Origin of the sequence: Phaeobacter sp. S60, assembly GCF_000826845.1 — a bacterium.
Classification (GTDB): domain Bacteria; phylum Pseudomonadota; class Alphaproteobacteria; order Rhodobacterales; family Rhodobacteraceae; genus Phaeobacter; species Phaeobacter piscinae.
The window spans coordinates 21,722-36,910 of the sequence record NZ_JSWJ01000031.1 but is presented as its reverse complement, the minus strand read 5'-3'; the positions used below and the strand labels follow the sequence as shown (position 1 = coordinate 36,910).

The 15,189-nt window shown below is 64.0% G+C and carries 11 protein-coding genes; 6 read left to right on the top strand and 5 right to left on the bottom strand.

Features of this window, described 5'->3' with window-relative positions; all coding sequences use genetic code 11:
- Positions 1 to 65 precede the first annotated feature (65 nt).
- From OO25_RS21260 to OO25_RS21250, 3 genes are all read right to left on the bottom strand, one after another.
- Positions 66 to 1,469, bottom strand: coding sequence for an FAD-binding oxidoreductase (locus tag OO25_RS21260; RefSeq protein ID WP_040182733.1), 1,404 nt, complete (start codon positions 1,467 to 1,469; stop codon positions 66 to 68).
- Positions 1,470 to 1,588: 119 nt separating this feature from the next.
- Positions 1,589 to 3,379, bottom strand: coding sequence for a gamma-glutamyltransferase (gene ggt / locus OO25_RS21255; RefSeq protein WP_040182732.1), 1,791 nt, complete (start codon positions 3,377 to 3,379; stop codon positions 1,589 to 1,591).
- 41 nt (positions 3,380 to 3,420) lie between these two features.
- Positions 3,421 to 4,407, bottom strand: coding sequence for a D-glycerate dehydrogenase (locus OO25_RS21250; RefSeq protein ID WP_040175585.1), 987 nt, complete (start codon positions 4,405 to 4,407; stop codon positions 3,421 to 3,423).
- Between the two features lie 272 nt (positions 4,408 to 4,679).
- Here OO25_RS21250 and OO25_RS21245 point away from each other — a divergent pair, with 272 nt between their 5' ends.
- Positions 4,680 to 5,165: an SH3 domain-containing protein gene (locus tag OO25_RS21245; RefSeq protein ID WP_241770631.1), complete on the top strand. Its 486-nt coding sequence runs from the start codon at positions 4,680 to 4,682 to the stop codon at positions 5,163 to 5,165.
- Positions 5,166 to 5,177: 12 nt separating this feature from the next.
- Here the strand turns inward: OO25_RS21245 and OO25_RS21240 are convergent, their stop codons facing one another.
- Both OO25_RS21240 and OO25_RS21235 read right to left on the bottom strand, forming a co-directional pair.
- The gene (locus OO25_RS21240) at positions 5,178 to 7,790 is read right to left on the bottom strand and encodes an AAA family ATPase (protein WP_040182730.1); all 2,613 of its coding nucleotides are present in this window, start codon (positions 7,788 to 7,790) and stop codon (positions 5,178 to 5,180) included.
- Entirely contained in the window at positions 7,787 to 8,920 is a 1,134-nt protein-coding gene (locus OO25_RS21235; RefSeq protein ID WP_040182728.1) for a metallophosphoesterase, read from the bottom strand. The genes OO25_RS21240 and OO25_RS21235 overlap by 4 nt, the downstream gene beginning before the upstream one ends.
- 191 nt (positions 8,921 to 9,111) lie before the next feature.
- On the opposite strand from OO25_RS21235, the gene OO25_RS21230 reads away from it, so the two are divergent.
- The 5 genes from OO25_RS21230 (at position 9,112) to OO25_RS21210 (ending at position 15,107) form a co-directional block, all read left to right on the top strand.
- Complete coding sequence (locus OO25_RS21230) at positions 9,112 to 9,792, top strand: GntR family transcriptional regulator (protein ID WP_040182727.1); 681 nt, start codon at positions 9,112 to 9,114, stop codon at positions 9,790 to 9,792.
- A 77-nt stretch (positions 9,793 to 9,869) separates the two neighbouring features.
- Positions 9,870 to 10,889 (top strand): ABC transporter substrate-binding protein, encoded by a 1,020-nt coding sequence (locus OO25_RS21225; RefSeq protein WP_040182725.1) that lies wholly within the window; start codon positions 9,870 to 9,872, stop codon positions 10,887 to 10,889.
- Between the two features lie 51 nt (positions 10,890 to 10,940).
- Complete coding sequence (locus OO25_RS21220; protein ID WP_040182723.1) at positions 10,941 to 11,708, top strand: ABC transporter ATP-binding protein; 768 nt, start codon at positions 10,941 to 10,943, stop codon at positions 11,706 to 11,708.
- On the top strand, positions 11,701 to 12,552 hold the full coding sequence (locus OO25_RS21215) for an ABC transporter permease (protein WP_040182722.1): 852 nt from the start codon (positions 11,701 to 11,703) through the stop codon (positions 12,550 to 12,552). Before OO25_RS21220 ends, OO25_RS21215 begins: the two co-directional genes overlap by 8 nt.
- Positions 12,553 to 12,890: 338 nt before the next feature.
- Entirely contained in the window at positions 12,891 to 15,107 is a 2,217-nt protein-coding gene (locus tag OO25_RS21210) for an NADP-dependent isocitrate dehydrogenase (RefSeq protein ID WP_175304857.1), read from the top strand.
- The last annotated feature ends 82 nt before the right edge of the window (positions 15,108 to 15,189 follow it).

Sequence of the window (15,189 nt, the reverse complement as noted above, 5' to 3'; positions counted from 1 at the left end):
CACCTTTCCTGAAATACTCAAATTCTGCCGTCAGACTGGCGCGCTGTGCTGTCGGCAGGCAGACCTCAAATCTCCAGAATCTTGCCGGGATTGAGGATATTCTCAGGGTCCAGTGCCGCCTTGATCGCGGCCATATAGCGGGTGGTTTCGCCCAACTCCTGCTTGAGATAGGGGCGTTTGCCCTGACCAATACCATGTTCCCCGGTGCAGGTGCCCTCCATGGAGATCGCCAACTCATTCAGCCAGCCGACATAGACATCGGCGGCCGCCCGTTCTGCGTCGCTGTCCATGTCGATCAGCAACAGCGCGTGGAAATTGCCATCGCCGACATGGCCGACCATCGGCGCAAGGAGACCCATCTCCTCGGCTTTCGCGCGCGCGGCGCTGACACAGTCGGCCAGTTTGGAGATCGGCACACAGACGTCGGTGGAAATCCCCTTGGCACCGGGGCGCAGCTGCAGGCTGGCCCAATACATATCATGGCGCGCCTGCCAGAGCTTGCTGCGCTCCTCTGCGGTGGAGGTCGCCGCGATATCAAAGCCACCGAATTCCTCCGCGATCTGGGTGAAGATCTCCGTCTGTTCCACCACGCCGGCATCCGAGCCGTGGAACTCCAGCAGCAGGAGCGGCATTTCCGGCAGATCGAGGCCGGAATAGGCGTTGGCGGCGCGCACGCTCATGGCATCCAGAAGTTCGATCCGGGCCACCGGGATACCGTATTGGATGGTCATCATCACCGCGCGGCAGGCGTCATCCACGCTGCGAAAAGCACAGCGCGCGGAGCGGATCGCCTCCGGGATGCCCTGCAGGCGCAGGGTCAGCTCGGTGATCAGACCCAGCGTGCCTTCGCTGCCGACCAACAGGCGGGTCATATCATAGCCGGCGGAGGATTTTTTCGCCCGCTGCGCGGTGCGGATCACCCCGCCGTCCGCCATCACCGCCTCAAGCGCCAGTACATTGTCCTTCATCGTGCCATAGCGCACCGCATTGGTGCCGGAGGCGCGGGTCGCGGCCATACCGCCGAGCGAGGCATTGGCGCCGGGATCAATCGGGAAGAACAGGCCCTGATCGCGCAGGAATGTATTGAGCTGCTCGCGGGTCACCCCCGGCTGCACCACCACATCAAGGTCTTCGGCATGAACGGCAAGGATCTTGTCCATCCGCATCATATCAACGCAAATCCCACCGGCGGGGGCGTTCACATGGCCCTCCAGCGAGGTGCCGGTGCCATAGGGTATCACCGGAACGCCGTAGTCGGCACAGGTTCTGACGATTTCCGCCACGTCTTCGGTGGAGGTCGGAAAGACCACCGCATCCGGCGGCTGATTGGTGATCCAGGTGGTGGTGTGGCCATGCTGTTCGCGGATCGCCTGCCCCGTTTGCAGCTGCTCACCAAAGCGTTGTTTCAACACGTCAATCGCCGCGTTGATACCGGCCTCGTTGCGTGGCAATGTTGTGGCCTGAACCATGGCAGCCTCCCTCTGGAAAATTCACCCGGCAACCATAGGCATCACGCCCTGAGGTCAGCAATACCCAGAACCCCGTAGCGCTGGTGCTGCCCGGCCATCGGACCAAGCAGCAGCAGATGTTATCCGCCCAGGGCGATGCCTTCGCGGCGGGGATCTGCGCCGCCTTTCAGCCCGTCCCCGATCTCGATCACATGCAGACCAGAGGTCAGGTCGCGGGCATTGACCTCAAACCCCATATCAGTGAGCGGCTGGGTCATATCCTCGGCGCCTGTGCCTGCCTCTACATCATAGGTGCCAAAGCGGTTCACCGCATGGGGCAGCGCCACGGCCTCTTGCACATCCATGCCCCAGTCGGCCCAGGCGATGATGGTCTTGGCGACATAGCCGATGATGCGGCTGCCACCCGGGGAGCCAACAGCCAGCGCTGGTTTGCCATCCTTCAGCACAATGGTGGGCGCCATGGAGGAGCGTGGGCGTTTGCCCGGTTCCAGCCGGTTGGCAATCGGCACCCCGTCGCGATGGGTGCGGAAGGAGAAATCTGTCAGCTCATTGTTCAAAAGGAACCCAGCCGCCATCAGCCGCGAGCCAAAGCCGTTTTCGATGGTGGTCGTCATCGACAGCACATTGCCATATTGATCGACGATGGAGATATGCGAGGTCGAGGGCAGTTCAATCGACTCATCATCGCTGAACAGCAGCGCATGGTCGAACTCCGGCGCGCCTGCGTTCACCTCCGGCAGGGCGTCATCGCCGCTGAGCAGCGTCGCGCGGGTGTCGAGGTAATCCTGCGCCACCAGCCCCTGTGTCGGCATCGGCACAAAGTCGCTGTCGGCCATGTACCGCCCCCGGTCGGCAAAGGCGAGGCGCGAGGCATCGCCGATTAGCCGCCAGGCATCGGGGTTCTCTGCGCCCAATTCCGCCAGATCGTAATTGCCGAGCATACCGAGGATCTGCCCAACCGTCAGCGCACCGGAGGACGGCGGTCCCATGCCGCAGGCCTCATAGGCGCGATAAGTGACGCAGACGGCGGGGCGTTCCTTCACCTGATAAAGCGCCAGATCCATCGCGGATAGGACGCCGGGGTTGCCCTCGGCCTGGCGCACCGCACTGGTGATCGCCTCCGCTACGGGACCGGCATAGAACCCGCGTGCCCCCTCTGCTGCGAGGCGGCGCAAGGTATCGGCGTAAGCGGGGTTCTTCAGCCTGCTGCCCACCGCCAGCGGCGTGCCACCGGGCAGGAAGTAATCGGCGGTCTCTGACCAGCGCGACAGGCGGTCGGCATCTTTTTCGATCAGACCGGCCAGCCGGGGCGAGACGGCAAAGCCATCTTCGGCCAGGTCAATAGCTGCGGTGAACAGGCCGGGCCAGGCGGCGCGGCCCCAGCGCCGGTGCGCCGCTTCTAGCAGGGCAGGTGTTCCAGGGGTGCCGACAGAGCGGCCACCGACGACGGCATCGTAGAACTTGAGCGGCTCGCCTGCGTCATCCTGAAACAGCGTCGGCGTGGCTGCCAGCGGCGCGGTTTCACGGCCATCCAACGTTGTCACCTCGCCCGTGGCTGCGTCATACCAGACCAGAAATGCGCCGCCGCCCAGGCCTGAGGATTGCGGCTCCACCAGCCCCAGAACGGTTTGCACTGCCACCATGGCATCCGCCGCAGTCCCGCCCGCGCGCAGAACCTCGGCACCAGCTGCAACCGCATGTGGATTGGCGGCGGCAACCATCCAGTTCTCAGCCTCGACCGGGGTGCCATCGGATTTGGCCTGAATGGCTGCAGCGACCGCGTCGCTGATCGCCGCAAACCCGGCATCTGCGGTTTCTGCCGCGCCCTCAGGTGCCACGGCGTCTGCCGCTTCCTGTGCCCAAGCGGGTGTTGCTGCCAGCAATATGCCGGCCCAGAACAGATGTTTCATAACGTCGCCTCCCTCAAAAATGACGGGCTGCGTCAGCAACCCTAGAGCATGGACGGCACGACCTGATCCGGTGGCCGGTGGCCGTCCTCGAATGTCTTGATATTCAAAAGAACTTTTTCACCCATCTCCAGGCGACCTTCGAGCGTGGCAGACCCCATATGCGGCAGCAGCACGACGTTTTCCAACTCGCGCAGGCGCGGGTTGATGTCGGTGCCATGCTCATAAACATCGAGACCTGCCCCGGCGATCTCACCGGCGCGCAGCATCCGCGTCAGCGCATGTTCGTCGATCACCTCGCCCCGCGAGGTATTGACGATGACCGCATCGGGTTTCATCAGCTTCAACCGCCGGGCGTTCATCAGATGGAAGGTCGAGGGCGTGGAGGGGCAATTGATGGACAGCACATCCATCCGCGCCACCATCTGGTCAAGGCTTTCCCAATAGGTGGCCTCAAACCGGTCCTCAATCTCGGGGCGCAGGCGTCGGCGATTGTGATAATGGACCTGCATGCCAAAGGCACCGGCCCGTTTGGCGACCGCTTGCCCGATGCTGCCCATGCCGAGAATCCCCAGACGCCGCCCGGCCAGACGCCCGCCCAGAAGAGCGGTGGGCGACCAGCCCTGCCAGTCCCCTTTCTGCATGATTGCCAGACCTTCGGGGATGCGGCGCACTACGGCCATGATCAGGGCCATGGCCATATCCGCCGTGTCATCGGTCAGGACACCGGGCGTGTTGGACACCAGAATGCCACGCTGGCGCGCCGTTGCCACATCGATGTGATCGACCCCGGCACCGTAGTTGGCAATTAGTTTCAGCCGGTCTCCGGCCTGTGCCAGCAAGGCGGCATCGATGCTGTCGGTCACCGTCGGCACCAGCACATCGGCATCCTTCAGCGCTGTGGCCAGCTCGGCCCGACTCATCGGTGTGTCGTCCTCGCGCAAGCGCACATCGAACAATTCGCTCAACCGGGTTTCAACCGGCTCCGGCAACCGTCGCGTTACGACAACACTCAGACGTTCTCTTGCCACTGCTGCTCTCCCTCGGCTTTGCAATCTCTCTGGCCTCATGGCATCGTGGCGCAGGACGCGGGCAGGCACAAGAACCATCCCGCGCCTCAGCCCATCTGACGCGGCTTTCTTTTTCAGACCTCATCGCACCCGGACATCAGATCAGGGGCGGGTCGGCAGAAAACGCAGTGCGTTCAGGTTGGTCAGGCAGGTAACAGGCAGCAAAAAGAAGAAGCGAGCAGGCAGTGAACATTTCGGCATCTTATCTGCGGTCCCGGCTGGCCGTGGTCGCCATGATCATGATTGCAACAACCGGTGCGATGATCCCGCATGAAGGCGCCGCGCGAGATGAGCGCGGCCCGGTGACCAATCTGCCGCTGCCGCGTTTCGTGTCAATGAAGGCCGCTGAGGGCAATGTGCGCCGTGGCCCTTCCCTGACCCACAAGATCGACTGGGTGTTCAAACGGCGTGGCATGCCGCTGGAGATCACCGCCGAATATGGCCATTGGCGTCGGGTGCGTGATCGCGATGGCGCCGGTGGCTGGGTGCATTATGCGCTGCTGTCCGGTGCCCGGACCGTGCTGATCGAAGAGGACATGCTGACGGTGCACGCCCGCCCCGACAGCGGCGCGCCGGTCACAGCCGCCTTTGAACTTGGCGTGGTGGCCCGACTGGGCAAATGCGAGGTCAGCTGGTGTTCGATTTCGGCCGGCGGCTATCGCGGCTGGGCGCCCAAGGAGAAGCTCTGGGGCGTGGCCCCGGAGGAGCTGCGCGACTGAGCCATTCGGCCATCAGCCGCGATCATCGGCGGGGCGGATTGCAAGGCTGGTGCCGCCAAGATCGCGAAAGCTTTTCTGCCGACAGGAAAACACCAGAATTTGCAGATCATTGGCCTGAAGCGTCAGCGCATCAAACAGCGCCTCAATGCGGGCATCATCGGTATAAACAAGCGCGTCATCCAGTATGACCGGGATGCCTTGGCCGGATTTGGCCAGCAACCGGGCAAAGGCCAGCCGCACCATCAGCGCCAATTGTTCCTGTGTGCCGCCTGACAGCTGGGTCAGCTGCTCCTCTGCCGCGCCGCGCGCCAACTGACTGGGCAGCACGCTGTCGGCATCGACCTGCACCTCCGCCTCAGGCCAGAGGCGACGCAGCAGCGGCGTCAGCTCGGCCATCAGAGGTCCCAGATATTGCGCCTGCGCGCCCGCCTGCGCGGCCTCCAGCGCCTGATCGAGACGACGCAGGGTGGCAACCTCGAACTGCAGGGCCTTCTGTCGGTCCTCCGCGACAGCCAGCTGGTCGGTCACCTCGGCCAGCTCTTCCTCAACCGCGTGGCTGGCATGGGCGCTGATGCGCGCGTCCAAGACGGCCAGATCGCGCGCCAGATCCTGCAATCGGGTCTGTGCGGCCTCCACAACCGAGCGGGCCCGCTGACAGGCGGCGAGGGCCTGTTCCAGATCCGGGGCGGCAGCGATCAGGCGGGCATCTTCGGCGCGGGCCTCAGCAACGGTCTGATCCAAGGCAGGCATCTCGGCCCTCAGGGCGGCCAGCTCTGTAGTGGCGGCTTCCGTCTCTCCGAGGGCCTGCGTGGCGCGGTCGAGATCGGCCTCCGCCGCTTTGGCCTCGGCCAGGGCGCCATGTGCGGATTGCTGGGCGGCGCCCTCCTCAATGCGGGCTTTGGCGAGATCGGCCTCCGCCCGCGTCTGACCGGCCTCCGCCTCCGCCAGTGCGGCCTCCAGCGTGGTGCGATCCGGCAGCGGATCGCAGGGGGGCTGCGGGTCTGCATCACCGGGCAGGGCCGCAATCGCCGCAACCAGCGCCTCGCGCCCCTCGGGGGCAAGTGCGCGCTGGGTGGCTTCGCCTTCCTTCAGCCGGGCGGTGGCGGCAAGGCGCGCCTGATGGGCGGCACGGGCCTGTGCCAATGTCTCAAATTCCAGCTGATCAAGGGCCGTTGCCAGCGCGGTTTCGGCCTCAGATACCGCCCCTGCCGCCTCACTGCGGGCAGGATGCAGCGTGACTGTGGCAAGGCCCGGAACCTCCAGCTTACCACCATCCGGCAAGGCAATCTCATCCCCCTCATCGAAGGTCTCACCGTTGAGGCGCAGCGTTGTGGCGCTGCCCGGCAGGTAGCGGACGCTGAGTGCCGCCGCAGAGGCGGTGCGGGCGTGCTGCGCCAGGGTGACAGCCTGGGCCAGATCCTCCAGCTGGGCGAGTGCATCCGCATCAACGCCCTGCCCGGCCTGCTGGCGATCCTTGGCAAGACGTGCCTGAAGCGCATCAAACTGTGCCAGACGTTCGCTTAGCTCCGTGCGTCGCAACTGCGCCTGTTCTGCGGCCTCAGACCGCAGGGCTGCGGCCACGGATTTCCGCGCCTGAGCGACGCTTTCGCGGGCCTGTCCTGCCCCGCTCTCCGCCTGTTTCAACTCTTGGGCCGCCTGCGCGGCCTGCTCTGCGGCACTGTCGCGCCGTTCTGCCGCCTGCGTTAGCGCGGTGGTGGCGCGGGCGTGATCGGCAAGGCGTTCGGCCTGTGTCTCGATCCGCGCCGCCTGCCCGTCGCGCTGCAGAATGGCGAGATCAAGCGCGCGGCGGGCCTGTTCACATTTCTCGCGGTGACGTTCAGCAGCGGCCAGCGCGGTTTCGGCGTGGTTCAGCCGGGACTGGCGGGCGGTAGTTTCCTCCGGCGCCGCAAGCTCCGCCTGTTCGCGGCGCAGGAGGTGCCGCTGGTCCAGCAGCTGACGCAGATCGGCGACCTGCCCGGCCAAAGCATCGCGCTGTTCAGAAAGCGCGGCCACGCGGGCCTCCACCTCGGCGAGCGGGCCACCCTTGCGCGCGCCACGGCTGGTGACCATGCGGTCCAGATCGCTGCGCAGGCGGCGGCGCAGGCGTTCCATCTGCTGCCCGCCAGTCACGGCCTCGACCTCACCGCTGAGGGAGGACATCAGATCGCGCCGCGCCTCCAGCGTGTCCTTGGCATCGGCAAAATCCGTCAGCCCCTGCCGCAGCCAGAGCATGCCCACTGGTCCGTCCTTGGGCGGAGCAATGAGGTCGCGCAGCCAGGCTTCCGCCGCGTCGGCCTGATGCAGGAGCCCCCCCTCGCGCCAAATGCGCGCGGTGCCTTTGCCTGCGGATTTGGTAAAGCTTTTGGCGATGCGAAAATGACTGCCCTGATGGGTCAGCTCAACCTCGATCTCAGGATCGCCACCCGCATGCGGGGCAAGCGCGCGCACCTCTTTGTCCCAGGACTTCGCATCCTTGAAGAACAGCGCATGCAGGGCGTCAAAGATGGTGGATTTGCCCTGCTCATTCGGCGCGCTGAGCAGGTTGAGACCGGGGCCGATACCCGTGATCTCCACCGGATCGACAAAGCGGCGCACATTGGTCAGACGAATGGAGGTGAGCTTCATTCCGCGCCCTCCCGCACAGCGGCATAGAGCCGGTTCAGCGCGGCGGCGGCCACATCGCGGGCCTCCTCGGCGAGGGCGCTGTTCTGACTCTCAGCCATCAGGACCTCTGCCGCAGCGCGCAACGCGCCGGTGGTGGCAATCTGATCCAGATCCTCGGCCCGGTGTTCAATGCGCAAATCATCCCCATCAAGGCCGAGGTGGCAAAACGCCGGAGCCTGCTCTGCCACAAAACCCGACAGCTGCATGTGTTGATCTGCGGTGACCCAGCCGCGCGCGCGAATGCGGATCAGACAGTCGGGCCAGTCCTGCGGATCATCCGGCAGCGCTTCTCTGATGAGGGCGCCGATATCCTGCCCCGGCGCCAGCTCAAGCGTGAGATCCTGCCAGTGGTATTGTCCCACCTCGACCGGACGCAGCTGTGGCGGCTGACCCGGTCCCGGCAGGTCCACCAGCAAGCAGCTGCCGCGCCCCGGATGTTTGAACCGATCCCGTTCCGGCGTGCCGGGGTAGCGGCTGTGGGCATTCAGGGTGAAATCACCGTGCCAATCCCCCAGCGCCAGATAATCCAGCCGAGCGCTGCTGGCGCGGTTGGTGGCAATTGTCTCGGCCCCGTTCTGATCACGGTCGAAATCCAGCACGGCCCCATGGGCCAGACCGATCCGCAGATGTCCCTCCGGAGTCTCGGCGCTGTCCATCCAGATGGTGCGATCCTGTCCGGCGAAACGACGTTCGCAGGGCGCGGGCAGCAGCGTGGCCCCGGGCGCGATTTCAACCGGTGTGGGCTGCATCAGCAGATGCACGTTCTGCGGCGCGTGGCGCGCCATTTCCGCCCAAAGCGGCTCTGCCGCGCCGCTGTCGTGATTGCCGGGGATGATCCACCATTGCACCGGATCCGCTGCCGCCATCGCCGCCAGCGCCTGCCGGATCACCCGCGCCGACGGGGTTTCGGTATCAAACAGATCTCCCGCGATCAGCACATGGCCCGCGCCTTCTGCCGTCGCGATCCCGGCCAGCCGGGACAGGATGCCCATCCGAGCCTGTTGCAGCGCGGCGCGGGTTTCCTCATCGAACTGGCCAAACCGCTTGCCCAGATGCAGATCAGAGGTGTGCAGCAGGCGCAGGCTGGTCATGCGGGGCAAGATCCTTTGAAGCGGTCGGTTGAGTTGGGTGGATTGCAGGAGTGACAGAGCCGCGCCGGGGCGTCAACGCCGACCCGGCGCAAGCGTCGCAGGCGCGCGCGCAAAGGGGCGGGCGCCCCCATTGACAGAGGGGGACTGGCGCGGCAAAAATGTTGGATATTTTGCAAAATAGGGATCAAAGCATGTTTGGTCGACGCGCACAGTCGGAGGAAGACACGGTTGTTGCTGTGCTGGCCGCAGCGCTGCGGCGGGACATTTCCTTTGGTGTGCTGCGACCGGATCAGAAGCTGAAGATTGAGGCGCTGCGTCAGAGTTACGGCGGCTCCAACCACTCCATGCGCGAAACCCTGCGAATGCTCAGCGCCGAGGGGCTGGTGGAGGCCACCGCCCAGCGCGGCTTTCGCGTGACCTCGGCCACCGAGGATGATCTGCGGGACATTCTGTTCATGCGGCTGGAGGTGGAGCGGCTGGGTCTGCGGCTGGGGCTGGCGCGCAGCGATGTACAATGGGAGGGCCGGGTTCTGGCCGCCCACCATGCGCTGCGCCGCACCGAAGAGGCGCTGGTGAACGAGGCCAATGATGCGCTGGCGCTGGACTGGGATATGGCCTGCCGGAGCTTTGCCGCAGTGCTGGTGGAGGCCGCACACTCGCCCCGGCTGTCGGATATGCAGCTGAAATTCTATGATCAATCGCGCCGGTTCCGTCTGGCGCTTCTGCGGGAGGGACGGTTGGATTTCGCCGCCCGCGCAGAGCAACAACAGGCGCTGGTGGAGGCGGTTCTGGCGCGCGACACAGAGGCCGCGGTGGCGGCGCTGGAGACCTATGTGACGGGTGACATGATGACAGGGACGAGGGGCGTCTGACGCTGCCACAAAGGAACAGCGGACACTACGGGCCGGATTGGTCCGGAACGACAATCACGAAGAGGGAGGATTAAGACATGACCCATTGGACACGCCGCCGCACGCTTGCGGCCCTTGGCAGTGCGGGCGCCGTTGCGGGGCTGGCCACACCGGCGCTGGCGAGCAAGCGGAAAATCGTGCTGGGGGCATTGCGCTTTACCAGCCATTCGGCGAGCTTCATCGCGCAGGAACGTGGCTATTTCGCCGATGCCGGGCTGGATGTGGAACTGCGGTTTTTCCAGGCGGCCTCGCCGATGTCGGTGGCAATTGCCTCTGGCGATGTGGACTATGCGATCACAGCGATGTCGGGTGGTCTGATCTCCCTTGCCAATCGCGGCGCGATCAAGGTGATCGGCGGCGCCCTGTCGGAAGAGCCGGGCATTGACGGGCAGAAGATCCTGGTCTCCGATGCGGCCTATCAGGCGGGCATCACCAGCCCGGCGGCGCTGGATGGCAAGAGCTTCGGCATGACCACGGCCGGATCATCCTTCCATTACATGGGGTCGCGGATGGCGGAGAAGGAAGGCGTGTCGCTGTCCTTCAAGCCGCTGCAAAAAGTCGGGGCCATCATCGGGGCCCTGAAATCCGGCCAGATTGATGCTTGGTCCATCGTGCCGCATATTGCGAAACCCCTGGCGGGATCGGGTGCGGTGCATATCATTGGCGATGTGGCGGACTATCTGCCCGACTATCAGGTGACGACGGTTTTTACCTCGGCCCAGAACGCCGGCGGGGAACAGCAGATGACCCGCGATTTCCTAAGCGCCTACAGCCGAGGGGTGGCCGACTACAACGCCACCATGATCGACCGGGCCAGCGGTGATGCGGGCGTCGATCAGATGGTCGATCTGATCCACAAATATGTCTATGCCGACCGCCCCCGTGACAAAGCCGCCAAGTCGATCATCAACGGCACCATGCGCCTGAACGAAGGTGCCGCGATGAACACCAAATCGCTGGCGGATCAGCTGGCCTGGTTCCAGGCGGAGAAGCTGGTGGATGCCGATATCTCGCTGGAGACGATCATCGACCCCAGCTACGTCGACAGTATCGGCTGACCTTTGTGCCGGGGCACCCTGCCCCGGCGCATCCTCTTGCGGAGCAACATCATGGATATTCGCCTGTCAGCGGTGGGTCATGCCTATGACAATGTCGCGGTGCTCAGCGACATCACGCTGGATATTCCCAGCGGCAAGATCGTCTGCATCGTCGGCCCCTCGGGCTGTGGCAAATCCACCCTCTTGCGGTTTATCGGCGGGCTGGAGCGGCCCGCGGCGGGCGAGGTGTTGCAGGTGGGGCAACCGCCGCAGGGCTGTCTCAATCCGCTGACGTATGTCTTTCAGGACTTTGCCCTGCTGCCCTGGCGCACGGTCAGGGGCAACATCAGTCTGGTGCTGGAGGATCACGGCATTCGCGGCACGGCAGCGGCGCGGATCATCGACGATGTTCTGGCGCGCACCAAGCTAAGCGAATTCGCCGGGGCGCTGCCCAAGCAGCTGTCGGGTGGTATGAAGCAGCGGGTGGCGATTGCGCGGGCGCTGGCGGTGAACCCGGCAGTGATGCTGATGGATGAGCCGCTGTCGGCACTGGACAGTCAAACCCGTGAATTGCTGATGGATGATCTGGTGGCGCTGTGGACACGCACGCCCTTCACTGCGGTCTATGTCACCCATAACCTGGCCGAAGCGGTGCGGCTGGGCCATGCCATCGTGGTGCTGTCCCGCCGCCCCGGCCAGATCCGCGAGATCGTGCATCTGGACACTCCGTTGGCCGAACGCGCGTTCGGCGATGCGGATCTTGAACAAAAACAGAAATACCTGTGGCAGCTGATGCGTGACGAGGCGCGGGCGGCAGATGCGGAGCTGATGAATGTCTGACACCCGGATGGCCACACTCCCGCCTGTCCCCAACACGGAAACGCCCCACCAGCATACGCCGGTGCGCCCAGTGCAGTTTCGCGGCGGCGGCTTTGCGCCGCGCGGCGCCCGCTGGGTGGGCGCTCTCGTCTTTGTCCTGTTACTGGTGCTGGCGGAACTGGGCACCCGTCAGGGCTGGATCTCCAACCTGACCCTGCCGCGCCCGAGTGACGTGCTGGCCACATTGGGGGAGCTTTATGCCTCCGGCCTGCTGTGGACCCATGTCAGTGTCTCGCTGTCGCGGCTGGTGGTTGGCGCCGCCCTTGGGGCCAGTGTCGGCATTGGGGTCGGGCTGATGATCGGGCTGTTTTCCTATGTCCGCGCAGGGCTGGTGCCACTGGTGGCTGCGCTGTTCCCGATCCCGAAAATCGCACTGCTGCCGCTGTTTGTGATCTGGTTCGGCATTGATGAGGGGTCGAAATATGCGCTGATCGCCTTTGGCACGTTCACCCCCACCGTGGTGGCCACCTATGGCGCTGTGGACAATGTGGATCGGTCGCTGATCCGCATGGGGCAGAGTTTTAACCTGTCGTGGCTGTCGATTGTGCGCAAGATCGTGCTGCCGGGTGCGATGCCGGGTATCCTGTCCGGACTGCGCATCAGCCTGGCGATTGCCATTATCCTGCTGGTGGCCGCTGAAATGCTGGGCGCGGAACATGGCATCGGCGCGTATATTCTGGAGGCCGGATCGCTCTATGATCTGGAACGGTTGTTTGCCGGGGTTGCGATCCTGTCCGTGCTCGGCGTGGTGGTCAGCAGCCTGATCGGCCTGATCGAACGCCGCCTGCTGCGCTGGCGCAGCTGAGCAGGCCCCCGTTTTCGAGTCGCAGCAGGCCCGTGCCTGTTGCGGCTCCAAAACCGGAAAAACTGCCACTATAGGCGGCAAAACACCCCAATAATCTCAAAAGCGCGGCAATCTGCACCCTACAAAGGCGCTGCTGGCAATTGCGCCCGCGCGCCAGCTGATTTACACGGGGGGCCATATGAATGGCTGTTGTCCTTGCGGGCCGCCGGTCTGTCAGAGCAGATCTGACACAGAATGACCGCCCCCGCATCCAAGCTGGACCACAGCACCCCGTCCATCCGGTGCAGCGCCAACCGCTCACCCAAGTTTCCGATATCGCTGAAAAAAGGTTGTGGAATATGGCAGAAAATTCGACCCCCGACATTTTGTATACCATCGTAGACGAAGCCCCCGAGCTGGCCAGCGCCTCGCTGCTGCCGATCATCCGCAGCTTTGCCGCGGCGGCAGGCGTCTCCGTCGGGACCAAGGACATTTCGCTGGCAGGCCGTATCCTTGCGACCTTCCCCGAAGCGCTGAGCGACACCCAGCGTCAGAGCAATGATCTGGCCGAACTGGGCCAACTGGTGAAAACGCCTGAGGCCAATGTCATCAAGCTGCCCAACATCTCGGCTTCTGTACCGCAGCTGACCGCCGCGATTGCCGAATTGCAGGCCCAGGGCTTTGCGGTTCCGGACTACCCGGCAGATCCTGCAACCGATGCGGAAAAAGAGATCCGCGCGCGCTACGACACCATCAAGGGTTCGGCTGTGAACCCGGTGCTGCGCGAAGGCAACTCTGACCGTCGCGCCGCCAAAGCGGTGAAAAACTTCGCCCAGAACAACCCGCATTCGATGGGCAAATGGTCTGCAGACAGCAAGACCAAAGTGTCGTCGATGCCGGGCAATGATTTCTATGCCAACGAAGTCTCCGCCACCATCTCTGCCGCACAGGCGGGTACCGCGAAGATCGAATTCGTCGGCAAGGACGGCGCGGTCACCGTGCTGAAGGACAGCTGGCCGTTGGAAGAAGGCACCGTTGCTGATGCCACCTTCATGTCGGCCAAGGCGCTGTCCTCCTTCCTGAAGGACGCGATTGAAGACACCAAAGCCGACGGGACCATGTTCTCGCTGCACATGAAGGCCACCATGATGAAGGTCTCTGACCCGATCATCTTTGGCCACGCGGTGAAGGCATGGCTGGGTCCGGTCTGGGACAAATACGGCGCCGAAATCGAAGCGGCTGGCGGCTCCGCCAATTCCGGCCTTGGCGCGGTACTGGCGACCATTGATGGCCTGCCCAATGCGGACGCCATCAAGGCTGAGATCGCCGCATTGGACCGTCCGTCGATGTATATGGTCGACAGTGACAAGGGCATCACCAACCTGCATGTGCCGTCCGATGTGATCATCGACGCCTCCATGCCGGCGGTGATCCGCGCCGGCGGCAAGGGCTGGGATGAGACCGGCGCCAAGGGCGACACCAACTGCGTGATCCCCGATCGCTGCTATTCCACCGTCTATGACGAGACCATCAACTTCTTCAAAGCCAATGGCGCGCTGGATGTGACCACCGCAGGCTCCGTCGCCAATGTTGGCCTGATGGCGCAGAAGGCCGAAGAATATGGCTCCCACCCGACCACCTTTGAAGCGCCTGCCGATGGTACCATCCGCATCGTGCTGGCCAACGGCGAGACGCTGCATTCACATGAGGTTGAGGCCGGAGATATCTGGCGCTCCTGCACCGTGAAGAAAGCCCCGATCGAGAACTGGATCGAACTGGCGATGGATCGTCAGCGTCTGACCGGTTCCGAGGCGATCTTCTGGCTGGACGAAAACCGCGCCCATGACGCTGAGCTGATCAAATATGTGAAGCCCGCACTGGATGCGGCTGGCAAATCCGACCTCTTCCAGATCATGGCCCCGCGTGAGGCGACCGCCCAGTCGCTGAAGACCATCACCGCAGGCAAGGACAGCATCGCCATCACCGGCAATGTGCTGCGCGACTATCTGACCGACCTGTTCCCGATCCTGGAACTGGGCACCTCGGCCAAGATGCTGTCGATTGTGAAACTGATGAACGGTGGCGGGTTGTTTGAAACCGGGGCCGGTGGCTCTGCGCCCAAGCATGTGCAGCAGCTGGTGGAAGAAAACCACCTGCGCTGGGACTCCATGGGTGAGTTCTGTGCTCTGGGTGAATCACTGAACTTCCTCGCCGACAGCAAAGGCAACGCCAAGGCGGGCGTGCTGGGTGCCGCCGCCGAGGCCGCGACACAGGGCATTCTGGATCACAACCGCTCGCCCTCACGCAAGGTGGGTGAGCCGGACAACCGCGCCAGCCACTACTGGTTCGCCCGTTACTGGGCTGAAGCATTGGCCGCACAGGCGGATGACGCCGAGCTGGCCGCGCATTTCGCGCCCATCGCCGCTGAGCTGGCTGCCAAGGAAGAGGAGATCCTTGCCGAACTGGCAGAGGTGCAAGGTCAGGCTGCGGATCTGGGCGGTTATTTCCACACCGATCCGGTGAAAACCGCCGCTGTCATGCGCCCCAGCGCCACGCTGAACGGCATCATCGGCTGATCACGCGGCTGCGTGACCGGGCGATATACTGCCCCTAAACCATAAAAAACGCCCGGAGCGATCCGGGCGTTTTCTTTTGTCA

Coding starts and splice junctions, on each gene's coding strand:
- OO25_RS21260 (WP_040182733.1), bottom strand. CDS start 1,469: ATGGTTCAGGCCACAACATTGCCACGCAACGAGGCCGGTATCAACGCG.
- ggt (WP_040182732.1), bottom strand. CDS start 3,379: ATGAAACATCTGTTCTGGGCCGGCATATTGCTGGCAGCAACACCCGCT.
- OO25_RS21245 (WP_241770631.1), top strand. CDS start 4,680: ATGATCATGATTGCAACAACCGGTGCGATGATCCCGCATGAAGGCGCC.
- OO25_RS21240 (WP_040182730.1), bottom strand. CDS start 7,790: ATGAAGCTCACCTCCATTCGTCTGACCAATGTGCGCCGCTTTGTCGAT.
- OO25_RS21235 (WP_040182728.1), bottom strand. CDS start 8,920: ATGACCAGCCTGCGCCTGCTGCACACCTCTGATCTGCATCTGGGCAAG.
- OO25_RS21230 (WP_040182727.1), top strand. CDS start 9,112: ATGTTTGGTCGACGCGCACAGTCGGAGGAAGACACGGTTGTTGCTGTG.
- OO25_RS21225 (WP_040182725.1), top strand. CDS start 9,870: ATGACCCATTGGACACGCCGCCGCACGCTTGCGGCCCTTGGCAGTGCG.
- OO25_RS21220 (WP_040182723.1), top strand. CDS start 10,941: ATGGATATTCGCCTGTCAGCGGTGGGTCATGCCTATGACAATGTCGCG.
- OO25_RS21215 (WP_040182722.1), top strand. CDS start 11,701: ATGTCTGACACCCGGATGGCCACACTCCCGCCTGTCCCCAACACGGAA.
- OO25_RS21210 (WP_175304857.1), top strand. CDS start 12,891: ATGGCAGAAAATTCGACCCCCGACATTTTGTATACCATCGTAGACGAA.